Raw genomic sequence first — 23170 nt, 5'->3', positions numbered from 1 at the left:
TTAGGGAGCGAACCCGACAATGGGCAAGATCATCGGCATCGACCTGGGCACGACCAATTCGTGCGTGGCGATCATGGAAGGCGGCAAGGCACGCGTCATCGAGAATTCCGAAGGCGACCGCACCACCCCCTCCATCGTCGCCTACACCAAGGACGGCGAAGTCCTGGTGGGCGCCTCAGCCAAGCGCCAGGCCGTCACCAACCCCAAGAACACCTTCTTCGCGGTGAAGCGCCTGATCGGCCGCAAGTTCACCGACGCCGAAGTGCAGAAGGACATCGGCCTGGTGCCGTACTCCATCGTCCAGCACGACAACGGCGACGCCTGGGTGGCGACCGCCGACGGCAAGAAGCTGTCCGCGCAGGAAATCTCCGCGCGCATCCTGGAGAAGATGAAGAAGACCGCCGAAGCCTTCCTGGGCGAGACGGTCACCGAGGCGGTCATCACCGTGCCGGCCTACTTCAACGACAGCCAGCGCCAGGCGACCAAGGACGCCGGCAAGATCGCCGGCCTGGACGTCAAGCGCATCATCAACGAGCCGACCGCGGCGGCGCTGGCCTATGGCCTGGACAAGGCCGACGGCACCGATCGCAAGATCGCCGTGTACGATCTGGGCGGCGGCACCTTCGACGTGTCGATCATCGAGATTGCCAACGTCGACGGCGAGAAGCAGTTCGAGGTGCTGGCCACCAACGGCGACACCTTCCTGGGCGGCGAAGACTTCGACAAGCGCGTCATCGACTACCTGGTGGAAGAGTTCCAGAAGGACCAGGGCATCGACCTGCGCAAGGATCCGCTGGCCCTGCAGCGCCTGAAGGACGCCGCAGAGCGCGCCAAGATCGAGCTGTCCAGCTCGCAGCAGACCGAAGTCAACCTGCCGTACATCACCGCCGACGCGTCCGGTCCCAAGCACCTGAACATCAAGCTGACCCGCGCCAAGCTGGAAGCGCTGGTGGAAGACCTGATCAAGAAGAGCATCGAGCCGTGCCGCATCGCGCTGAACGACGCCGGCCTGCGCGCCAGCGAGATCAGCGAGGTGATCCTGGTCGGCGGCCAGACCCGCATGCCGAAGGTGCAGCAGGCGGTGGCCGAGTTCTTCGGCAAGGAACCGCGCAAGGACGTCAATCCCGACGAGGCCGTGGCGCTGGGCGCCGCGATCCAGGGCGGCGTGCTGGCCGGCGACGTCAAGGACGTGCTGCTGCTGGACGTGACCCCGCTGAGCCTGGGCATCGAGACCCTGGGCGGCGTGTTCACCAAGATCATCGAAAAGAACACCACCATCCCGACCAAGGCCTCGCAGACCTTCTCCACGGCCGAGGACAACCAGTCCGCGGTGACCGTGCACGTGCTGCAGGGCGAGCGCGAACAGGCCCGCTTCAACAAGTCGCTGGCCCGCTTCGATCTGGCCGGCATCGATCCCTCGCCGCGCGGCCTGCCGCAGATCGAGGTGTCGTTCGACATCGACGCCAACGGCATCCTGCATGTCTCGGCCAAGGACAAGAAGACCAACAAGGAACAGAAGGTCGAGATCAAGGCCGGTTCGGGCCTGTCCGAGGAAGAGATCCAGCGCATGGTCGCCGATGCCGAAGCGCATCGCGACGAGGACAAGAAGTTCCACGAACTGGTGCAGGCACGCAACCACGCCGACGGCCTGCTGCACGCCACCCGCACCGCCATCACCGAGCATGGCAGCAAGGTGCCGGGCGACGTGATCGGCCGGGTCGAGGGCGCCATCGCCGAGCTGGAAACGGCGATGAAGAGCGATGACAAGGCGCAGATCGAGGCCAAGTCCAAGGCGCTGGAGGAGGCCGGCCAGTCGCTGTACGCGGCCGCCGCTTCCGGCCAGCAGCCCGGCGCCGACGCCGGCGCCGCCCCGGGCGCGCAGACCGCCGGCGACGACGTGGTCGACGCCGAGTTCACCGAAGTCAAGGACGACAAGAAGTAAGTCCGGGAATCGGGAATGGGGATTCGGGATTCGGAAACGGCGTTTCCGGTTTCCGGATCCCCTTCCGGTATCTGAAGTTGCGATGCTGTCCGCCATCCCCAATCCCGAATCTCCAATCCCTGCTTGCCGATGAAACGCGATTACTACGAAGTCCTGGGCGTGGCCCGCACCGCCAGCGATGACGAGCTGAAGAAGGCTTATCGCCGCTGCGCGATGAAGTTCCATCCGGATCGCAATCCCGGCGACAAGGCCGCCGAGGCGTCGTTCAAGGAGTGCAAGGAGGCTTACGAGGTGTTGTCGGACGGCGCCAAGCGCCGCGCCTACGATGCCCACGGCCATGCGGCCTTCGAGCACGGCATGGGCGGTGGTGGTGCCGGCGGGCCGGACATGGGCGACATCTTCGGCGACATCTTCGGCAACATCTTTGGTGGCGGCGGTGCGCGCGCCGCCCGTCGCGGCGCCGATATCGGCTACGTGATGGAGCTTGATCTCGAAGAAGCCGTGGCCGGCATCGAAAAGCGCATCGAGATTCCCACCCTGGTGGCCTGCGAACCCTGCCATGGCTCGGGTTCGGAGGACGGCCAGGTTGAAACCTGCGCCACCTGCGGCGGCCGCGGCAACGTGCGCATGCAGCGCGGCATCTTCGCCATGCAGCAGACCTGTCCGGCCTGCGGCGGCCGTGGCCAGACCATCAAGAATCCCTGCAAGACCTGCCATGGCGCCGGTCGCGTGGAGGAAGAGAAGGTCCTGTCGGTCAAGATTCCGGCCGGCGTGGACAACGGCGATCGCATCCGCCTGACCGGCGAGGGCGAGGCGGGACCGCCGGGCACCCCGCCGGGCGATCTGTACGTGGAAGTGCGCGTGCGCGAGCACGATATTTTCCAGCGCGACGGCGACGATCTGCATTGCGAGGTGCCGATCCGGATTTCGCAGGCGGCGCTGGGCGATACCGTGCGCGTGCCCACGCTCAACGGCGAGGCGGAGATCCGCATTCCCGCCGAAACCCAGACCGGCAAGCTGTTCCGCCTGCGCGGCAAGGGCGTCAAGTCGGTGCGCAGCCGCAGCGAAGGCGATCTGTATTGCCGCGTGGTGGTGGAAACCCCGGTCAACCTGACCAGCGAACAGCGCGAGTTGCTGGAAAAGTTCGAGGCGACCTTCGTCGGCGACGAGGCGCGCAAGCACTCGCCGAAGTCGGCGACCTTCCTGGATGGCGTGAAAGGTTTCTGGGATCGCATGACGTCCTGATCCACGCCGACGCTCTGACCTAGAATGAGGGCTCCCCCAAGGAGCCCTTTTTCGTGTCCCCACCCCTGATCGGCATCGTCGGCAGCGCCGGCGCCTACGGGCGCTGGCTGCGCCGCTTCTTCGAGACCCGGATGGGGCTGGCGGTGATCGGACACGACCCGGCGGATCCCGCTTCGCTGCCGGAAGCCGAACTGGCGCAGCGCGCCGATGTGCTGATTTTCTCCGCGCCGATCCGGCATACCGCCGCGATCATCGGGCGCTACGTGGAGCTGGCCGCCGGCACGGAAGCCGGCAAGCTGTGGTTGGACGTCACTTCGATCAAGGCCGCGCCAATCGCCGCGATGCTGCGATCGCGCGCCGAGGTGGCGGGCTTGCATCCGATGACCGCGCCGCCCAAGGCGCCAACCCTGAAGGGCAGGGTGACGGTGGTGTGCGAAGCGCGGCTGGAGGGCTGGCGTCCCTGGCTGGACGCGCTGCTGCGCGCGCTGGAGGGCGAGTACGTCCACGCCGAACCCGAACAGCATGATCGGATCATGGCGCTGGTGCAGGCGATGGTGCATGCCAGCCACCTGGCCCAGGCTGGCGTGCTGCGCGGACAGGCCCCGGCGGTTGGCGCGCTGGCCGAACTGCTGCCGTTCCGTTCGGCCTCCTTCGAGATGGACGCGGCGATCCTGTCGCGCATCCTGTCGCTGAATCCGGCGATCTACGAGGACATCCAGTTCGGCAATCCGCACGCGCATGAAATCCTCACCGCGCTGCACGCGCAGATTGGCCGGATGGCGGCGCTGGTGGGCGAGGGGAGCGACGCCGCGCGCGCGGCGTTCCGCGAGGAATTCCTGGACGGCAACCGGGAAGCGCTGGGCGCGCGGGCGCTGGCCGACGGCAACTACAGTTACGAGCGCTTGGGCTACCTGCTAGCCGACCTGGCCGGCGCGCAGTCGATGAGCGTGCATCTGCCGGAGGATCGTCCCGGTTCGCTGCGGGCGCTGCTGCACGTGTTCGAACGGCACGGCGTGAGCCTGTCGTCGATCCACTCCTCGCGCACCCCGGAGGGCGAGGTGCATTTCCGTATCGGCTTCGATGCGGACGTGGACGCGGACGGCCTGCGCCGCGCGGCGGCGGAAATCGACGCCAGCGGCATTGGCCGGGTGCTGGCCGCCGGCCGCTGACGCGGTACGGCGGCGTATTGGCGCAGTGCGAAACGGCACGCGCCGATATCCCCGTTACACTGCGCCGATGAACAGCCATTTCACCCTGTCCCGCCGTGCGCAGGCGCTGACCAGCTCGGCGATCCGCGAAATCCTCAAGGTCACCGAACGTCCGGAAGTCATTTCCTTCGCGGGCGGATTGCCGTCGCCGGCCACGTTTCCGATCGCGCGCATGCAGGAGGCCACCGACAAGGTGTTCGCCGAGGCGCCGCAGGCCGCGTTGCAGTACGGACCGACCGAAGGCTTCACTCCGCTGCGCGAATGGGTGGCCGCGCGCCACAGCCGCGATGGCGTGACCGTCCGCCCCGGCCAGGTGCTGATCACCACCGGTTCGCAACAGGGCCTGGATCTGCTGGGCAAGGTGCTGATCGACGAGGGCAGCAAGGTGCTGGTGGAAACGCCCAGCTATCTCGGCGCGCTGCAGGCGTTCTCGCTGTTCCAGCCGGCGTTCTCGTCGATGCGCAGCGACGACGAGGGCATCGTGGTGGATGCGCTGGACGAAGCGCAACTGCGCGGCGGCCGCTTCATGTACTGCCTGCCGAATTTCCAGAACCCGACCGGCCGGCGCCTGCCGCTGGAACGCCGGCGCGCGCTGATCGCGCGAGCCCGCGCCGCCGGTGTGCTGGTGGTCGAGGATGACCCGTACGGCGAGCTGAGTTACCGGGGCGAACAGTTGCCCAGCCTGCTGTCGATGGATCCGGACAACGTGGTCTACATGGGGTCGTTCTCCAAGGTGCTGGCGCCGGGCCTGCGGCTGGGCTATCTGATCGCGCCCGAACCGCTGCACGCCAAGCTGGTGCAGGCCAAGCAGGCCGCGGATCTGCATACCCCGTCGTTCTCGCAGCGGATCGTGTTCGAGGCGGTGCAGGGCGGGTTCCTGGATCGCCACATTCCCGAGATCCGCAAGCTCTACGGCGATCAGTGCGAACTGATGCTGTCCGCGTTGCAGCGCCATTTCCCCGCCGAGGCGAAATGGAACCGCCCGGCCGGCGGCATGTTCATCTGGGTCACGCTGCCGGAAGACGTAGACGCCGGCGCGCTGCTGGCCCGGGCGATCGAACAGAATGTCGCATTCGTGCCGGGCGCGCCGTTCTTCGCGGTCGATCCGCAACCGAACACCCTGCGGCTGTCGTTCGTGACCGTGTCGGCCGAGAAGATCGAGCAGGGCATGGCGCGGCTGGGCACCCTGGTGCGCGAGGAAATCGCTGCCGCGGTGGCGTGAGGCATCCCTGTAGGGCGCCCTGTGGGAGCGACGTGAGTCGCGATACCCAGGAAGTCCTGGCGGCCCGTTCGCGACTCACGTCGCTCCCACAAGGAAAGCAGGCCGCCATCTTCGCCCATGGGGCCGGCTCGGCTACCATGCCGGGCATGGAAACCACGCCCACCCGCATCCTCATCCACGGCGCCTCCGGGCGCATGGGCCAGGCCCTGTTGCGCCTGGCCGCCGAACAGCCTCAGCGGTTGCAGGTGGTCGCGGCGGTGATGCGCAAATCGCCCGCGCAGCGGGTGGTGGAAGGCGTGCCGTATTTCGCCGCCAGTGAGCTGGGCGGCGTGCCGGCGTTCGACGTGGCCATCGATTTCAGCCTGCCCGAGGGTTTCGACCCGGTGCTGACGCTGTGCGTGCAGCGCGGCGCGGCGCTGGTGTCCGGCACCACCGGTCTGGACGAGGCGCAGCGGCAAGCGCTGGCGCAGGCGGCCGGCCGGATCCCGCTGGTGTGGGCCTCCAACTTCAGCCTGGGCGTGGCGGTGCTGACCGAACTTGTCGAACGCGCCGCCGCCGCGCTGGGCGGTTGGGATTGCGACGTGGTCGAGTCACACCACGTCCACAAGAAGGACGCGCCCTCGGGCACCGCGCTCACGCTGGGCGAGGCGGCCGGTTCGGCAGGCGCGCCGGTGCATTACGCCAGCCTGCGTGCCGGCGACATCGTCGGCGAGCATCTGGTGCAGTTCACCGGCCTGGGTGAACGCATCGAACTGGTCCACCGTGCCACCAACCGAGACATCTTCGCGCGCGGCGCCCTGCATGTGGCCGGGCGCCTGGCCGGCCGCGCAGCCGGTCAATATCGCGTCCGCGATCTGCTCGACTGAGCCTTTGCCCGCATGGGCGAGCCATCCGCCTGCGGGGACGGGCGTGGCGCGCGTGGAAACGAAACCGGGAAGCGGAGTCGCTTTCGCATCGCCGACCGCGCGCTCCGCCGCTCGCGGGTGCGATGAACCATGCGCGCCGCTTGCGTCCACGGACGCGGGCGGACGCTGCGATGCGAAGCCGGGACCACCTCGCCGCGGCGGCCGAGGGAATTGCGCCGGAAGGCATCGCTTCTATGCCGAAAGTCATTTGACGGACCATTCAGCCACCGGCAAGAATCCGGCACGCACCCGCCACATCGCAATTCCGCTTCGTCCCGCTTCATTCCGTTCCGTTCCAGCTCCGCGCTGCGGGGCTCATCGCTGGAGAGCAAGCCTTGCGCAGACGTGACTTCCTGGCCTACAGCGGCCTCAGCCTCGGCGGCCTGATGCTGCCGGCCTACTTCGGCAAGGCCATCGCCGCCGAGGAATTGCAGAGCTCCCTCGATGTCGGCCTGAAGAAGCGCCTGGCCGACACCGCCATGACCGCGGCCAAGGAGGCGGGCGCCAGCTACTGCGACGTGCGCATCGGACGCTACCTGCGCCAGTTCGTGATCACCCGCGAGGACAAGGTGCAGAACGTGGTCAACACCGAGTCCACCGGTGTCGGCATCCGCGTGATCGCCAACGGCGCCTGGGGTTTCGCCGCCACCCACGAGCTGACCGCGCAGGGCGTGGCGACGGCCGCGCAGCAGGCCGCCGCGATCGCCAAGGCCAACAGCAAGGTGCAGGGCAAGCCGGTGCAACTGGCGGCCACGCCGGGCGTGGGCGAGGTGGCGTGGAAGACGCCTATCCGCAAGAACGCGATGGCGGTGCCGATCAAGGACAAGGCGGATCTGCTGCTGGGCGTCAACGCCGCCGCGATCAACGCCGGCGCGGATTTCGTCAACTCGATGCTGTTCCTGGTCAACGAACAGAAGTACTTCGCCAGCACCGATGGTTCCTACATCGACCAGGACATCCACCGCATCTGGGTGCCGATGACCGTCACCGCCATCGACAAGGCCAGCGGCAAGTTCCGCACCCGCGACGGTCTGTCCGCGCCGATGGGCATGGGCTTCGAATACCTGGACGGCGACGCCTCCGGCAAGGTGACCTCGCCAAACGGCGTGGTCAACTACGGCCTGTCCTACGACATGAAGGAAGACGCCATCGCCGCGGCCAGGCAGGCGCGCGCCAAGCTCAAGGCGCCTTCGGTGAAGCCCGGCAAGTACGATCTGGTGCTGGATCCCTCGCATACCTGGCTGACCATCCACGAATCGGTCGGCCACCCGCTGGAGCTGGACCGCGTGCTGGGCTACGAGGCCAACTACGCCGGCACCAGCTTCGCCACCCTGGACAAGCGCGAGGCGGCGTTCCAGTACGGCAGCGACAAGGTCACCCTCTTCGCCGACAAGGTCCAGCCCGGCAGCCTGGGCGCGGTGGGCTACGACGACGAAGGAGTGAAGACCAAGCGCTGGAACCTGATCACCGACGGCAAACTGGTGGACTACCAGACCATCCGCGATCAGGCGCACATCCTGGGCAAGACCGAATCGGACGGCTGCTGCTATGCCGACTCCTGGTCGAGCGTGCAGTTCCAGCGCATGGCCAACGTCTCGCTGCAGCCGGGCAAGCAGAAGCTGAGCGTGGCGGACATGATCAAGGATGTCGAGAACGGCATCTACATCATCGGCGACGGTTCGTTCTCCATCGACCAGCAGCGCTACAACGCGCAGTTCGGCGGCCAGCTGTTCTACGAAATCAAGAACGGCAAGATCACCCAGCAGATCGAGGACGTGGCCTACCAGATCCGCACGCCGGAGTTCTGGAACGCCTGCGCGGCGGTGTGCGACGAAAGCGATTACCGCCTGGGCGGTTCGTTCTTCGACGGCAAGGGCCAGCCCGGACAGGTGTCGGCGGTCTCGCACGGTTCCTCCACCGCGCGTTTCAACGGCATCAACGTGATCAATACCGCCCGCAGCCTGGGTTGAGGCGTGGAGCCGGGCTTGCCCGGTTCCGCCGAACCCCGAGGTCCCCGACAGCGAAAGGCAGCGGAGCGCGCTCCGCTCTACGAGAGAATCCCAGAACATGAGCATCCTTACCGAAGCGCAGGCCAAGGCCATCCTGGACAAGGTCATCGCGCTATCCAAGGCCGACGAGTGCACGGCAAGCCTGAGCGGCAGCATCAGCGGCAACATCCGCTTCGCGCTCAACGACGTGTCCACCAGCGGCATCGTCAGCAACGCCGACCTGGCGGTGCAGGTGGCGTTCGGCAAGCGCGTGGGCGTGGCGACCATCAACGAGTTCGACGATGCCGCACTGGAACGCGTGGTCCGCCGTGCCGAGGATCTGGCCCGGCTGGCGCCGGAGAACCCCGAGTTCATGCCGGCCATCGACAAGCAGACCTACCAGGCCAGTCCCACCTTCAGCGAATCCACCGCCGCCATCACCCCGGAGTTCCGTGCCGAGGTGGCCAAGGCGTCCATCGATCCCTGCAAGGCGGAGAAGTTGATCGCCGCCGGTTTCCTTGAGGACGGCCAGAGCTTCGTCGCCTTCGCCAACAGCAAGGGCAACTTCGGCTACCAGCGCGCCACCAGCTTCGACTACACCTGCACCGTGCGCACCGAGGACGGACGCGGGTCCGGCTGGGTCGGCCGCAACCTGAAGGACGCCAATGCGTTCAAGGCCGACAGCGACATTCGCACCGCCATGCGCAAGGCCAGCGAATCGGCCGATGCCAAGGCGCTGGAGCCGGGCAAGTACACCGTGATCCTGGAACCGGCCGCGGCCGCGGGCCTGATCTCCTTCATGATGAATTTCTTCGACGCGCGCCAGGCCGACGAGGGCCGCAGCTTCCTGTCCAAGAAAGGCGGCGGCAACAAGCTGGGCGAGCAGGTCTACGACCCGCGGGTGAACCTGACCGCCGATCCCTGGCATCCGGACGCGCCGGTGCTGCCGTGGGATGGCGAGAACCTGCCGCGCGAGAAGATGGCGATCGTCGAGAACGGCAAGATCGCCAACCTGGACTATTCGCGCTTCTGGGCGCAGAAGCAGGGCAAGCGCGCGGTCGGCTCGCCCGGCAACCTGCTGATGGCCGGCGGCGACAAGTCCACGGCCGAACTGGTGAAGAGCACCCAGAAGGGCATCCTGGTCACCCGCACCTGGTACATCCGCCTGGTCGACCCGCAGACCGTGCTGCTGACCGGACTGACCCGCGACGGCACCTTCTACATCGAGAACGGCGAGATCAAGTACCCGGTGAAGAATTTCCGCTTCAACGAGTCGCCGGTGATCATGCTCAACAACATCGAGGAACTCGGCAAACCGGTGCGCGTGGCCGGCGACGAATCCTCGTTCGTGATGATGATCCCGCCGATGAAGCTGCGCGACTTCACCTTCACCTCGCTGTCCGACGCGGTTTGAACCGTTCGCGTCCTCTCCCGGTGGCGGGAGGGGGCCGCGCGGGCGGGGAGGCGTCTTCCCGCGACAGGCCGGCGTCCGCAATTCCGTATCGTTCCGAGATGCCCGTGCCGTTGATGGATTCCGCCTTGTCCCCGCCGCGCCTTCCGCTTGTGCGTGAAGGCACGGCGGCATGGGCGACGGGGGCGCGGGCATGACCCGTGCCGAGTTCCTGCGCCTGATGGCCGGCGGCCTCGCCGGTGTGCTGCTCGGCGCTTCGCCCCGCGCGGCACGGGCGGCGCCCGTCTACGATTTCTGGTTCACCCGCCTGCGCTACGACTCAGGCGACTGGGACGTGGATCAGCGCATGCCGGCCAACCTGATCACGTCGCTGATCGACTACACCCAATTGCGGGTGGATCCGAAGGAACACGTGCTGGCGCTGTCCGATCCGCGGGTGCTGTCGGCGCCATTCTGTTACCTGGCCGGGCACAAGCTGGTCGAATTCAATCCCGCCGAGCGGCGCAACTTCGAGCGGTACGTGCGCAACGGCGGCTTTGTATTCGTGGACGACTGCAACCACGACATCGATGGCCTGTTCGCCAAGTCGTTCGAGGCGCAAATGGCCTCGATCTTCGGGGCGAAGGCGATGAAGAAGCTGCCGAACCAACATCCCCTGTACCGCAGCTTCTTCACCTTCGATGGTCCCCCGGCCACCGGCTTCGAACTCAATGGCTGGGGCGATGATCTGGTCCACGAGTACCTGCAGGGCATCGAAATCAATGGCCGCCTGGGCGTGCTCTACAGCAACAAGGACTATGGTTGCGAATGGGACTACGACTGGCGCAACAAGCGGTTCCTGGCCGAGGACAACACCAGATTCGCGGTCAATATCGTCATGTACGCGCTGAACTCATGAACCGGACCTTCGCCACCGCGCGGTCGTGGTCCTGCCGCCTCTCTTCTCCACGGGATTTCCGATGAGCGAACTTTCCGAAACCGACATCCGGGCGCAACTGGATCGGCTGGCCTCCCTGCGCGACGCCATCGGCCGCGCCATCGTCGGCCAGGAAGCCGTGGTCGAGCAGCTGTTGATCGGCCTGCTGGCCGGCGGCCACTGCCTGCTGGAAGGCGTGCCGGGATTGGGCAAGACCTTGCTGGTGAGGACCCTGGGGCAGGCGCTGGAACTGCAGTTCCGGCGCGTGCAGTTCACTCCCGATCTGATGCCCAGCGACATCCTCGGCACCGAACTGCTGGAGGAGGAACACGGCACCGGCCATCGTCGCTTCCGTTTCCAGCCCGGTCCGGTGTTCACGAACCTGCTGCTGGCCGACGAACTCAACCGCACCCCGCCCAAGACCCAGGCCGCGCTGCTGGAAGCGATGCAGGAACGCACCGTCAGCTATGCCGGCGTCACCCACGCGCTGCCGACGCCGTTCTTCGTGCTCGCGACCCAGAATCCGCTGGAGCAGGCCGGCACCTATCCGCTGCCCGAAGCGCAGTTGGACCGCTTCCTGCTGCACATCCGGGTGGACTATCCCAGCGAGCAGGAGGAGCACGACATCCTGCTGCAGACCACCGGCAGCCAGTTGGGCGAAGTGCCGCGGGTGATGCAGGGCGCGGACGTGCTGATGCTGCAGCGGTACGTGCGCCAGGTCCACCTGGGCGAGGACCTGCTGCGCTGGATCACCCGGCTGGTGCGCGCGAGCCGCCCCGCCGATGGCGCGCCGGAGGAAGTGCGCAAATACGTCAAATGGGGCGCCGGTCCGCGCGCCGGGCAGTCGCTGGTGCTGGCCGCCAAGGCGCGGGCGCTGCTGCACGGGCGCCTGGCCGCGACCCGCGAGGACGTCGCCGCGCTGGCCGCGCCGGTGATGCGCCATCGCCTGCTGTTGTCGTTCGCCGCCGAAGCCGAGCAGAAGAGCGCCGACGACGTGATTGCCGCGCTGCTGCGTGACGTGCCGCTGGCACGGTCCTGACCGTCCACCTCCGATGTCGTACGACCCGATCCCGCCCGAGGTACGGAGCCGCCTGAAGGATCTGCGGCTGACCTCGCGTCGCGCGATCGGCGGGCAGGGCATCGGCCTGCATCGCAGCCGCAGCCGCGGGGCGGGGTTGGAGTTCGCCCAGTACCGCGCCTATGAGCCGGGCGACGAACCGCGCCAGATCGACTGGAAACTGTACGCGCGTTCGGATCGCTTCTTCGTGCGCGAGGCCGAACGCGAAAGCCCGCTGGCGCTGTGGATCCTGATAGACGCCAGTGCCTCGATGGCGCAGGCGGACGGCGCGAATCCCGGCTGGTCGCGGTTGCATGCGGCCAAGGCGCTGGCGGCCTGCCTGGGCGAACTGGCGCTGCGGCAAGGCGACCGGTTCGGACTGGTGGCCTTGCGTGCGGACGGGCTGCGGCTGGTCGCGCCGGCCACCGGCATCCGCCAGCGCGATCGCCTGCTGCTGGAACTGCACGGCCTGGCCGCGCAGGGGGCGTTTCCCGAGCCGGAACAGCTCACCCCGCTGTGGGAGCGCGTCGGCGCCGGTGATTTGGTGGTGCTGCTGGGCGATTGCTTCGACGAGGCCAGCGTGGCCATCGCCGAGCGCCTGGCGGCGGCGCGGCGCGAGGTGCTGGTGATCACCCTGCTCACCGTGGAGGAGCGCGATTTTCCGTTCACCGGCGGCTACCGTTTCCGGGATCCGGAAACCGGCGAGGAACTGCTGGGCGATGGCGCGGCGATGCGCGCCGACTATCTTGCACGTTTTACCGGAGCCCAGCGCGCGCTCAAGGCGCGCCTGGATGCCAGCGGCATCCGCCATGCCGAGCACTTCCTGGATCAGCCACTGGATCTGCCGCTGCGACGGCTGTTCGGCGCGCGTGACGCGGCGGAATACGCATGAGCCTGGCGTTGCTGCTGCCCGCCGCGCTGGCTGCCCTCGGCGCGCTGCTGCTGCCGCTGCTGGTTCATCTGGCGCGGCGCAGCGAACAGCGTCCGACCGATTTCGCCGCGCTGCGCTGGCTGCGCCAGAAGCCGCGCCCACGCCATCGCATCCGCTTCGACGAACGCGGTTTGCTGCTCCTGCGCCTGCTGCTGCTGGCCCTGCTCGCGCTGTGGCTGGCGCGGCCGGTCCTGCAAGGCATCCATGGCGGAACACCGTGGGTCGTGGTGTCGCCGGAGGTGGACGCGAGCGTCGCGCGCCAGTGGGGCGGAACGGATTCGGAATCGCGTTGGCTGGCGCCGGGATTTCCACCCCTGGATTCGCCCGCGCCGGCTTCGCCGGGGCCCACCGCCAGCCTGCTGCGCGAACTGGATGCGGATCTGCCGCCGGAGGTCGCGCTGACGGTGGGGATGCCCGCCTGGTTCGATGGCGCGGACGGCGAGCGCCCGCGGCTGTCGCGCGCCGTCGACTGGCGCGAGCTGCCGCGTTTGCCGCCATCGGCGTTCCAGCGCGGCGCGACCGAGCCGCCCGTTCTGTCCGTGCGTCATGCGCCAGCTCGGCAGGACGCGCTGCGTTACCTGCGCGCGGCGGTCGAGAGCTGGAGTGGCGGAACCGCGATCCCGACCCGACTCTCGGTGGCGGATACCGGGCAGCCATTGGCCGGCGATGCACGTGCATTGATCTGGCTGGCGCCGGGCGCGGTTCCCCCGGCGATTCGCCGATGGATCGCCGCGGGCGGCACGGCATTGCTGGATGCACAGGCACGGATCGGCGATGTCGGCGCGATGACGCCCTACTGGACCGACGAAACCGGCGCGACGATCGTCGAGGGTGGCGCGCTGGGGCAGGGACGCGTACTGCGCTTCACCCGTCCGTTGCAGCCTTCGGTCATGCCGCAACTGCTGGAACCGGTGTTTCCGGCGCGGCTGCGCGAACTGTTCGCCGAGCCGATGCCGGCGCCTGCGCGGGTGGCCGCGCGTGACTACATACCCCTGTCCGGCGCGGCGGCCTATCCGCAGGCGCCCCGCGATCTGCAGCCCTGGCTGGCGATGTTGATAGCGCTGTTGCTGGTGCTGGAACGTGGCTGGGCGACCTCGCGCAGGCGGAGCGCCGCGCCATGAGTTCAGCCGTGCTGCCAGGTCTGCTGGCCACCGCGCAACGACGCGCGGTCCTCGATACCGCGCTGGCCGGGTTGCCGTGGCTGGCGGTGGCGTTGCTGTCGGGCTGGCGATGCGGTGGCGCCAGCGCGGTGCTGATCGCCGGCGCGGCTGGCGCGGTGTTGCTGGCGACGATGGCCGCCTGGCGCGCGCGCCGGTTCGATGCGCATTGGCTGGTGGAACGGCTGGACGCGCGCGGCGAGATGGAGGACAGCAGCGATCTGCTGTTCGCCGAACCGGCGCGGCTGAATCCGTTGCAGCGCTTGCAGCGCGCGCGCTTGCAACCGCGCCTGGCCGCAGTGCCCGCGTCCGCACTGCGGCCTGCCCGGTCGCGGCGCTGGCTGATCGCGGGCTGGGCCGGTGGCCTGCTGGCGGCCACGCTGCTGCTGGCGTGGCCGACGCCGAAGCCGGCGCCGGCCAGGCTCGCGCCCAGTGACGAACAAGTGCCGGTGATCGCCGGCGTCCCGCGCCTGGTCGGACAGCAGCTGCGCATCGTCCCGCCCGCCTATACGCGGCAAACCGCACGCGACGAAGCCCGCCTGGACACCCGCGCGCCGGCCGGTTCCCGCCTGACCTGGACGCTGCGCTTCGCCCCGCAGCCGGCCGCGGCCGAACTGGTTTTCCATCAGGGCCGGCGCATCGCGCTGACCCGCGACGGCGATCTCTGGACCACCAGCATGACCCTGGACCAGTCGGTGCTGTACCGGGTGTTGCCGCAGGGCGCGCCCGCGCAGCCCGCACCGCGCCTGCATCGCATCGACGCCATTGCCGATCGCCCGCCGCAGATCACGGTGCTGGCGCCGGATCGCGGTCTCAGCCTGCTGGCGCCGGGACAGCGTCGCTGGCCGCTGTCCTTCGAGGTGAAGGACGACCATGGCGTCGCCGCGCAGGCGCAGTTGCGGGTGATTCTGGCGCAGGGCAGCGGCGAGAACATCCAGTTCCGCGAACGCACGCGGGTCGTGGCCGGCAAGGGCGCCGCGACCGCGCGGCGCTTCGACATCGCGCTGGATCTGGCGGAGGCGGGTTTCGCGGTCGGTGACGATCTGATCGTCCAGCTGACGGTGGCGGACAACCGCCAGCCACGGCCGCAGTCCGCGCGCAGTCCCGGCCTGATCCTGCGCTGGCCCGCCGATGCGGGCAACGAGAACGGCGCGCTGGAAGGGATGGTCAAGAAGGTGCTGCCGGCCTACTTCCGCAGCCAGCGCCAGATCATCCTCGACGCCGAGGCCCTGCAGAAGGACAAGCGCCGACTCGCCGCGGATCGCTTCCTGCGGCGTTCGGACGAAATCGGCGTGGACCAGCGCATCCTGCGACTGCGTTACGGCCAGTTCCTGGGCGAGGAGGCCGAAGGCGAGCCCGAGCCGCCGCCGACCAACGACGCCGAAGAAACGCATCACGACGACGACGGCCACGATCATGGCGACACCGCATCCGCATCCGCACCTGCTTCCGCGGAGGCGCCGCAAGGCATGGGCCGGGAACAGGACGTGCTGGCCGAGTACGGCCATACCCACGATCACGCCGAAGCGGCGACCCTGCTGGATCCCGAAACCCGCGCGACGCTGAAGCAGGCGCTGGACCAGATGTGGCAATCGGAGCTGCACCTGCGCCAGGGACGTCCGGATCAGGCGCTGCCGTTCGCCTACAAGGCGCTGGGCTACATCAAGGAAGTGCAGCAGGCCAGCCGCATCTACCTGGCGCGGGTGGGACCGGAACTGCCGCCCATCGACGAAAGCCGCCGGCTCACCGGCAAGCGCGACGGACTGGCGCGCCGCGAACTCGCCATCGCGCCGGCGGCGACGGGCGACGCGGTGCCCGCCGCTGCGTGGAAGGCGCTGGAAGAGGCCGCGGAGGGAACAAAAGGCGCCGCGCCGGATCTCGACGCGCTGCAACGCTGGCTGCGCGACAACGAAACCCGCGTGGCCGATCCGCTGTCGCTGTTCGCCGCCATCGACGCGGTGCGTGGCGATCCGGCCTGCCTGGCCTGCCGCCAGCGCCTGCGCGAACGGTTGTGGCCGGTGCTGGTGCGTCCGCCGGCACAGGTGCAACGCCGTGCCACCGATGCCGCCGGCGAACGCTACCTGGATGCGTTGCGACGGGAGCGGGCGCCATGACCCCGGCCACGCTGCTGGCGGGATTGCTCGCGCTCGCCGCCGTGCTCGCCATCGCGCGCCTGTTCTGGTGGCAGCGGCGTGCGTCCGAACCCGCGCGCCGCTGGCGTCTGCTGGTGCTGTTGCTGGCGCAGCCGGTTTACGCGCTGCTGCTGTACTTCGCGCTGATGCCGCCAACGGTTCCAGGCCAGCGCGGCACCCTGACCGTGCTCACCGCCGGTGCGCAGGCGCCGCGCACCGCGCGCGTTCCGGGCGATGGGGTGATCGCACTCCCTGAAGCGCCCGCCACGCCGGATGCGGAAAGGGTACCGGATCTGGCCACCGCGCTGCGGCGGTATCCGGGCATGCGACAACTCCATGTCGTCGGCGCCGGCCTGGAACCGCGAGATCTCGAAGCCGCACGCGACTACAGCCTGCGCTTCGCCGCCACGCCGTTGCCGCGCGGGCTGGTCCGCCTGGACGCACCGGCGCAGGTTGCGCCCGGCGCCGCATTCGTCGTCACCGGCCGCGTGCACGCGCTGGAGGGCGGGGTGGTGGAACTGCTGGATCCGGCCGGCCGCCGGGTGGATGCGGCGACGCCGTCGGCGACAGGTGACTTCAGCGTTGGCGGCACCGCGCGCGCGCCGGGACAAGTGGGGTTCCGCCTGCGGTTGTCCGATCGATCGCGCGGTGCGGTGGAGACCGTGGAGGTGCCGATCCGGGTGGCGGGCGAACCGCCGCCACGCGTGCTGGTGCTGGCCGCCGCGCCCAATCCCGAACTGAAATACCTGCGTCGCTGGATGGTCGATGCGGGGATGACGCCGCACGTCCAGCTCCAGGTCGGCGCGGGCATGCAACTGGGCGATGCGCCGCTCGCGTTGAACGCCGCCACCTTCGAACGCTTCGACCTGCTGGTGCTCGACGATCGCAGCTGGGCCACGCTGGGTGATGGGTCGCGCACGGCGCTGGTGACCGCCGTGCGCGCAGGATTGGGCGTGCTGCTGCGGGTGGAAGGACCGTTGTCGGACGGCTCCCGCCGGCAACTGCGGGCACTGGGCCTGGCGGTGTCCGGAGGCGGCGACGGCAACGAAGTCCGGCTGGTGGTTCCCGAACGCGATGACGACGGCCTGCGCGCACGCCAGGGCGCCGGCAGCCGGGACACGCCGGTCGATACCGACGCCATCGGCGCGCCGGCATTGAGCCGGCGCAATCTGCGCGATGACAGCGCCGACGCGGTCTCCCTGGTGCGTGACGCCGCGGGAAAATCGCTGGCGAGCTGGCGGGCGGAGGGACGCGGCCGGATCGGCGTGTGGCCCCTGACCGACACCTACCGGTTGACGCTCGCCGGCCGCGACGATCTGCACGCGGAACTGTGGAGCGGAACCTTCGCCACCCTGGCGCGCGCGCGCGGTGGCGCCGCACCGGTGTTCGAACAGGATGCACGCGCCGGTCAGCGCGTGCGCGTGTGCGGCATCACCGGCCAGGCGCGGGTGACCGCGCCCGATGGTGCCGTCGCGACCCTGTTGCCGGATCCCGCCGGTGGTGCGGCGGGCTGTGCCGGCTATTGGCCCACGCGCGGGGGATGGCATCGGCTCCGCATGGGCGAGGCGGAATGGCCGTTCGCGGTCCGCGCGCCCGGCGAGGCGCCTGGTTTGCGGGCGATGGCATTGCGCGAGGCCACCCTGCGGCTGGTCGGTGACCGGCCCGCGCGTGTGGCGGCCACCGGCGGCGTGCCGGAGGGGCGCGGCAGCGCCTGGCCGTGGTGGCTGGGGTGGCTGTGTTTCGCCGGCGTGCTGTGGTGGTTCGAACGTTCGCGCTTGGGGCGTCCGGTGCCGGCCGGGACGTCGCGAGCGGACGGCGCGGAGGCGCCCTGACGCAGGAAACGCGGTCCCCGTGAAAGCGGCCTTTTCCGCGCGCCCGCAGACTGAACAGCGGGCGCGCCGCCGGCGGACGGCGTGTGGATCGGTCAAAAAACTGTAGCGCGGGAGGGGGCTCGCCCGTATAATTCCCGCTCGCCTGTTACCTACCGCCCCGGACCGGAAAAACGCCGAGTCCGCGGTTTCTTGCAGCCGCAAGTCGGAGGGGCAGGGTTCCTCCACCCCAAGGCGAACCCCGTGACTCAACCCGCAATCCTCGTACTCGAAGACGGCACCGTATTCGAGGGCGAATCCGTAGGCGCAGACGGCCTTTCCGTTGGCGAAGTGGTGTTCAACACCGCGATGACCGGTTACCAGGAAATCCTGACCGACCCGTCCTACGCCCGCCAGCTGGTCACCCTGACCTATCCCCACATCGGCAACACCGGCTGCACCGACCAGGACGACGAAGCGCGCCAGGTCTGGGGCGCCGGCCTGATCGTGCGCGACGTACCGCGCCGGCCCAGCAGCTGGCGCAGCCAGGTGGCGCTGCCGGAGTGGCTGATCGCCCGCGGCATCGTCGCCATCGCCGGCATCGACACCCGCAAGCTCACCCGCATCCTGCGCGATCGTGGCGCCCAGAACGGCGCGCTGATGGCCGGCGCGGACGTGGACGTGGACAAGGCGCTGGAAGCGGCGCGCAAGTTCCCCGGCCTGAAGGGCATGGATCTGGCCAAGGTGGTGTCCACCACCGAACGCTATGCCTGGAAGGACGGCCAGCTGGATCTGGATCGCGGCGAGTTCGTCCACGCCGAACCGAAGTTCAAGGTCGTGGCCTATGACTTCGGCGTCAAGCACAACATCCTGCGCATGCTGGCCGAACGCGGCTGCGAGGTGACGGTGGTGCCGGCGCAGACGTCGGCCACCGACGCGCTGGCGCTGAATCCGGGTGGCATTTTCCTGTCCAACGGCCCCGGCGACCCGGAACCCTGCGATTACGCGATTGCCGCCATCCGCGAGTTCGTGGCGAAGAAAATCCCGACTTTCGGCATCTGCCTGGGCCATCAGCTGCTGGCGCTGGCCGCCGGCGCCAAGACCCTCAAGATGGGCCACGGCCACCACGGCGCCAACCATCCGGTGCAGGACCTGGATTCCGGCCGGGTGATGATCACCTCGCAGAACCACGGCTTCGCGGTCGACGAGTCCAGCCTGCCGGCCAACGTGCGGGTCATCCACCGCTCGCTGTTCGATGGCACCAACCAGGGCATCGAATTGACCGACGCGCCGGCGTTTTCCTTCCAGGGCCACCCGGAAGCCTCGCCCGGCCCGCATGACGTCTCGCCGCTGTTCGACCGCTTCGTCGCCAGCATGGAACGCGCGGCGTGAGCCCTGTGCGGCTGCGTCTCCTGCTGGCCGCGGGATTGCTGACCAGCGCCGGCACCGCCGCGGCCGCGCCGGCCACGGTCGATGCCGTGGCCCGCGAGCGGATGACCGAGTATCTGGTCGACATGTTCCCGATCCATCGCATCTTCGCCCAGTTGATGGAAAAGGATCCGAAGGCGCTGGAGGCGGAACTGGATGGCAAGCAGCGCGCCTGCTTCAGCCAGCAAGTCGCCCGGCCGGCGTTCGTGGCCCGCAAGCGGCGCGCCGTCGATGCCTACGCCGACCAGGCGCCGGACGAGTTCCAGGCCGCGCTGAAACTGCTGGACGAGGGCGCCGGCGACGCGATGAAGGAACTGGGTGGATTTTCCATCGACAACGCGCTGGCCGGGGAAGGGCAGGGATTCGACCCGAGCAGCATGCCGCCGGATCGGCTCGTGTCCTTCATGACCTTCGCCTACGGTTCGCAGTACCGCCGCCTGCGCGAGCTGTCCGGCTACGGTGAATTCACCGATCAGGATGAGGACCAGCCCTCGGCCAGCGATGCCCAACTGGCGGCGATGGCCACCGAAATCTCCGATGCCTGCGGCATCCCCCCGAAATTCTTCGAGTAAGCCCATGCCCAAGCGCACCGACATAAAGACCATCCTCATCATCGGCGCCGGCCCGATCGTCATCGGCCAGGCGTGCGAGTTCGACTATTCCGGCGCCCAGGCCTGCAAGGCGCTGCGCGAGGAGGGTTACCGGGTGGTGCTGGTCAACAGCAACCCCGCCACCATCATGACCGACCCGGAAATGGCCGATGCGGTCTACATCGAGCCGATCAACTGGCAGACGGTCGAGAAGATCATCGCCAAGGAAAAGCCCGACGCGCTGCTGCCGACCATGGGCGGGCAGACCGCGCTGAACTGCGCGCTGGACCTGGCCGACCACGGGGTGTTGGAAAAGTACAGCGTCGAACTGATTGGCGCGTCGCGCGAAGCCATCCGCATGGCCGAGGACCGCGAGCTGTTCCGCGTGGCGATGGGTGAAATCGGCCTGGAGTGCCCGCGCGCCGCGGTCGCCCACACCCTGGAAGAAGCGATCGAGATCCAGGCCCGCGTCGGCTACCCGACCATCATCCGCCCCAGCTTCACCCTGGGCGGCAGCGGCGGCGGCATTGCCTACAACCGCGAGGAACTGATCGACATCGTCACCCGTGGCCTGGAACTGTCGCCGACCACCGAAGTGCTGGTCGAGGAATCGGTGCTGGGCTGGAAGGAATTCGAGATGGAAGTGGTCCGCGACACCGCGGACAACTGCATCATCGTCTGCTCCATCGAGAACCTGGATCCGATGGGCGTGCACACGGGTGATTCGATCACCGTGGCGCCGGCGCAGACCCTGACCGACAAGGAATACCAGCGCCTGCGCGATGCCTCCATCGCGGTGCTGCGCAAGATCGGCGTGGACACCGGCGGTTCCAATGTCCAGTTCGGCGTCAATGCGCAGACCGGCCGCGTGGTGGTCATCGAGATGAACCCGCGCGTGTCGCGTTCCTCGGCGCTGGCCTCCAAGGCCACCGGCTTCCCGATCGCCAAGGTCGCGGCCAAGCTGGCGGTCGGCTACACCCTGGACGAACTGAAGAACGAGATCACCGGCGGCAAGACCCCGGCCTCGTTCGAGCCGACGATCGACTACGTCGTCACCAAGATTCCGCGCTTCGCGTTCGAGAAGTTCCCGCAGGCCGATGCCCGCCTGACCACCCAGATGAAGTCGGTGGGCGAGGTGATGGCGATGGGCCGCACGTTCCAGGAATCCTTGCAGAAGGCGCTGCGCGGGCTGGAGACCGGCAAGGTGGGCCTCGACCCGACCGGCCTGGATCTGTCCAGCGAGGACGATCTGGCCCAGCTGCGCCGCGAACTGAAATCGCCGGGCCCGGAACGCCTGTTCCATGTGGCCGACGCGTTCCGTGCCGGCATGAGCGTGGAGCAGGTCCACGCGCTGTCGTTCATCGATCCGTGGTTCCTCGACCAGATCGAGGAAATCATCGCCGACGAGAAGCAGATCGCCGCCGATGGCCTGGGCTCGCTGGACGCGCGCCGCATGCGCCGCCTGAAACGGATGGGCTTCTCCGACGCGCGCCTGGCCCAGCTGGCCGGCACCGACGAGGCTGCCGTGCGCGTGCTGCGCAAGGCACTGGGCGTGAAGCCGGTATACAAGCGGGTCGACTCGTGCGCGGCCGAGTTCGCCACCGGTACCGCCTACCTGTACTCCACCTACGAGGACGAGTGCGAAGCCGAGCCGACCTCGCGCGACAAGATCATGATCCTCGGCGGCGGCCCCAACCGCATCGGCCAGGGCATCGAGTTCGATTACTGCTGCGTGCACGCGGCGCTCGCCCTGCGCGAGGACGGGTACGAGACCATCATGGTCAACTGCAACCCGGAAACCGTCTCGACCGACTATGACACCTCCGACCGCCTGTACTTCGAGCCGCTGACGCTGGAAGACGTGCTGGCCATCGTCGAGCTGGAACAGCCCAAGGGCGTGATCGTCCAGTACGGCGGCCAGACCCCGCTGAAGCTGGCGCGCGCGCTGGAAGCCAACGGCGTACCGGTCATCGGCACCTCGCCCGATTCGATCGACCTGGCCGAGGATCGCGAGCGCTTCCAGCAACTGGTCGAAAAGCTCGGCCTGAAGCAGCCGCCGAACCGCACCGCCCGTACCGACGAGCAGGCGCTGGCGCTGGCCCGCGAGATCGGCTATCCGCTGGTGGTGCGTCCGTCCTACGTGCTGGGCGGACGGGCGATGGAAATCGTCTACGGCGAGTCCGACCTGGCGCGCTACGTGCGCGACGCGGTCAAGGTGTCCAATGACTCGCCGGTGCTGCTGGATCGTTTCCTCGACAACGCGGTCGAAGTGGACGTGGACATCATCGCCGACCGCACCGGCAAGGTGCTGATCGGCGGCGTGATGGAACATATCGAGGAAGCCGGCGTGCATTCGGGCGACTCGTCCTGCTCGCTGCCGCCGTACTCGTTGTCCGCGAAGACCCAGGACGAGCTGCGCCGGCAGGTGGTCGAGCTGGCCAAGGCATTGAACGTGGTCGGCCTGATGAACACCCAGTTCGCCATCCAGTCCAACGACGACGGCGACGACACCGTCTACCTGCTGGAAGTGAACCCGCGCGCCTCGCGCACGGTGCCGTTCGTGTCCAAGGCCACCGGCATGGCGCTGGCCAAGATCGCCGCGCGCTGCATGGCTGGTCGAACCCTGGAAGAGCAGGGCGCCACCGCCGAGATCGTGCCCGACTACTACTCGGTGAAGGAGGCGATCTTCCCGTTCGCCAAGTTCCAGGGCGTGGATCCGATTCTCGGCCCGGAAATGCGCTCCACCGGCGAGGTGATGGGCGTGGGCCGCAGCTTCGGCGCGGCGATGGCGCGCGCGCAGGAAGCCGGCGGCATCAAGGCGCCGCAGCCGGGCAAGGCGTTCGTGTCGGTGCGTGATCCGGACAAGAAGCGCGTGCTGCCGGTCGCCCAGGCGCTGGTCGAGCGCGGCTTCAGCCTGGTCGCCACCCAGGGCACGGCGGCGTGGCTGCGCGAGCACGGCTTCGCCTGCGAGCAGATCAACAAGGTGGTCGAGGGCCGTCCGCATATCGTCGACCTGATCAAGAACGGCGAGATCGTGTATATCGTCAACACCACCGAAGGGCGGCAGGCCATCGCCGACTCCTTCTCCATCCGGCGCGAGGCCCTCCAGCATCGCGTCACCTACTCGACCACGATCGCCGGCGCCCGCGCGCTGGTGCATTCGCTGGAATTCCGCGGTACGGGCCCGGTCTGGGCCCTGCAGGAACTGCACAAGGAGCTGCAAGGGTGAG

The 23170-nt window shown here is 68.5% G+C and carries 16 protein-coding genes; all 16 read left to right on the top strand.

Annotated elements, in window-relative coordinates; translation table 11 throughout:
• Positions 1-19 precede the first annotated feature (19 nt).
• The 16 genes from dnaK to carB all read left to right on the top strand — a co-directional run bounded on the left by dnaK (position 20) and on the right by carB (position 23169).
• Complete coding sequence (gene dnaK, locus IQ458_RS01830) at positions 20-1942, top strand: molecular chaperone DnaK (RefSeq protein WP_203321726.1); 1923 nt, start codon at positions 20-22, stop codon at positions 1940-1942.
• A 129-nt stretch (positions 1943-2071) separates the two neighbouring features.
• The gene (dnaJ, locus tag IQ458_RS01825) at positions 2072-3187 is read left to right on the top strand and encodes a molecular chaperone DnaJ (RefSeq protein WP_203321725.1); all 1116 of its coding nucleotides are present in this window, start codon (positions 2072-2074) and stop codon (positions 3185-3187) included.
• Positions 3188-3240: 53 nt separating this feature from the next.
• Positions 3241-4356 (top strand): prephenate dehydrogenase, encoded by a 1116-nt coding sequence (locus IQ458_RS01820; RefSeq protein ID WP_203321724.1) that lies wholly within the window; start codon positions 3241-3243, stop codon positions 4354-4356.
• A 67-nt stretch (positions 4357-4423) separates the two neighbouring features.
• Positions 4424-5617, top strand: a complete 1194-nt coding sequence (locus IQ458_RS01815) for an aminotransferase-like domain-containing protein (protein WP_203321723.1) — start codon at positions 4424-4426, stop codon at positions 5615-5617.
• A gap of 146 nt (positions 5618-5763) precedes the next feature.
• Positions 5764-6483: a 4-hydroxy-tetrahydrodipicolinate reductase gene (dapB, locus tag IQ458_RS01810; protein WP_203321722.1), complete on the top strand. Its 720-nt coding sequence runs from the start codon at positions 5764-5766 to the stop codon at positions 6481-6483.
• Between the two features lie 374 nt (positions 6484-6857).
• On the top strand, positions 6858-8492 hold the full coding sequence (locus IQ458_RS01805; protein ID WP_203321721.1) for a TldD/PmbA family protein: 1635 nt from the start codon (positions 6858-6860) through the stop codon (positions 8490-8492).
• A gap of 97 nt (positions 8493-8589) precedes the next feature.
• The gene (locus tag IQ458_RS01800; protein ID WP_192197790.1) at positions 8590-9924 is read left to right on the top strand and encodes a TldD/PmbA family protein; all 1335 of its coding nucleotides are present in this window, start codon (positions 8590-8592) and stop codon (positions 9922-9924) included.
• A 190-nt stretch (positions 9925-10114) separates the two neighbouring features.
• The gene (locus IQ458_RS01795) at positions 10115-10819 is read left to right on the top strand and encodes a DUF4159 domain-containing protein (protein WP_203321720.1); all 705 of its coding nucleotides are present in this window, start codon (positions 10115-10117) and stop codon (positions 10817-10819) included.
• Positions 10820-10880: 61 nt separating this feature from the next.
• Positions 10881-11876, top strand: a complete 996-nt coding sequence (locus IQ458_RS01790) for an AAA family ATPase (protein WP_203321719.1) — start codon at positions 10881-10883, stop codon at positions 11874-11876.
• Positions 11877-11889: 13 nt separating this feature from the next.
• Complete coding sequence (locus IQ458_RS01785) at positions 11890-12786, top strand: DUF58 domain-containing protein (RefSeq protein ID WP_203321718.1); 897 nt, start codon at positions 11890-11892, stop codon at positions 12784-12786.
• Complete coding sequence (locus IQ458_RS01780) at positions 12783-13946, top strand: BatA domain-containing protein (RefSeq protein WP_203321717.1); 1164 nt, start codon at positions 12783-12785, stop codon at positions 13944-13946. Before IQ458_RS01785 ends, IQ458_RS01780 begins: the two co-directional genes overlap by 4 nt.
• A complete protein-coding gene (locus tag IQ458_RS01775; protein ID WP_203321716.1) occupies positions 13943-16096 on the top strand; it encodes a hypothetical protein in 2154 nt (717 codons plus the stop codon). Before IQ458_RS01780 ends, IQ458_RS01775 begins: the two co-directional genes overlap by 4 nt.
• A complete protein-coding gene (locus IQ458_RS01770) occupies positions 16093-17946 on the top strand; it encodes a carboxypeptidase regulatory-like domain-containing protein (RefSeq protein ID WP_203321715.1) in 1854 nt (617 codons plus the stop codon). The genes IQ458_RS01775 and IQ458_RS01770 overlap by 4 nt, the downstream gene beginning before the upstream one ends.
• Before the next feature lie 240 nt (positions 17947-18186).
• Positions 18187-19314 (top strand): glutamine-hydrolyzing carbamoyl-phosphate synthase small subunit, encoded by a 1128-nt coding sequence (gene carA, locus IQ458_RS01765; RefSeq protein WP_203321714.1) that lies wholly within the window; start codon positions 18187-18189, stop codon positions 19312-19314.
• Complete coding sequence (locus tag IQ458_RS01760; protein WP_203321713.1) at positions 19311-19922, top strand: hypothetical protein; 612 nt, start codon at positions 19311-19313, stop codon at positions 19920-19922. Before carA ends, IQ458_RS01760 begins: the two co-directional genes overlap by 4 nt.
• A 4-nt stretch (positions 19923-19926) precedes the next feature.
• Entirely contained in the window at positions 19927-23169 is a 3243-nt protein-coding gene (carB, locus tag IQ458_RS01755; RefSeq protein ID WP_203321712.1) for a carbamoyl-phosphate synthase large subunit, read from the top strand.
• Position 23170 lies beyond the last annotated feature (1 nt).

Source organism: Pseudoxanthomonas beigongshangi (assembly GCF_016820515.1).
Classification (GTDB): domain Bacteria; phylum Pseudomonadota; class Gammaproteobacteria; order Xanthomonadales; family Xanthomonadaceae; genus Pseudoxanthomonas_A; species Pseudoxanthomonas_A beigongshangi.
The sequence above is the reverse complement of the archived record's forward strand: the minus strand, read 5'-3'. Positions and strand labels throughout refer to the sequence as shown.

Coding starts and splice junctions, on each gene's coding strand:
- dnaK (WP_203321726.1), top strand. CDS start 20: ATGGGCAAGATCATCGGCATCGACCTGGGCACGACCAATTCGTGCGTG.
- dnaJ (WP_203321725.1), top strand. CDS start 2,072: ATGAAACGCGATTACTACGAAGTCCTGGGCGTGGCCCGCACCGCCAGC.
- IQ458_RS01815 (WP_203321723.1), top strand. CDS start 4,424: ATGAACAGCCATTTCACCCTGTCCCGCCGTGCGCAGGCGCTGACCAGC.
- dapB (WP_203321722.1), top strand. CDS start 5,764: ATGGAAACCACGCCCACCCGCATCCTCATCCACGGCGCCTCCGGGCGC.
- IQ458_RS01800 (WP_192197790.1), top strand. CDS start 8,590: ATGAGCATCCTTACCGAAGCGCAGGCCAAGGCCATCCTGGACAAGGTC.
- IQ458_RS01795 (WP_203321720.1), top strand. CDS start 10,115: ATGACCCGTGCCGAGTTCCTGCGCCTGATGGCCGGCGGCCTCGCCGGT.
- IQ458_RS01790 (WP_203321719.1), top strand. CDS start 10,881: ATGAGCGAACTTTCCGAAACCGACATCCGGGCGCAACTGGATCGGCTG.
- IQ458_RS01785 (WP_203321718.1), top strand. CDS start 11,890: ATGTCGTACGACCCGATCCCGCCCGAGGTACGGAGCCGCCTGAAGGAT.
- IQ458_RS01780 (WP_203321717.1), top strand. CDS start 12,783: ATGAGCCTGGCGTTGCTGCTGCCCGCCGCGCTGGCTGCCCTCGGCGCG.
- IQ458_RS01775 (WP_203321716.1), top strand. CDS start 13,943: ATGAGTTCAGCCGTGCTGCCAGGTCTGCTGGCCACCGCGCAACGACGC.
- IQ458_RS01770 (WP_203321715.1), top strand. CDS start 16,093: ATGACCCCGGCCACGCTGCTGGCGGGATTGCTCGCGCTCGCCGCCGTG.
- carB (WP_203321712.1), top strand. CDS start 19,927: ATGCCCAAGCGCACCGACATAAAGACCATCCTCATCATCGGCGCCGGC.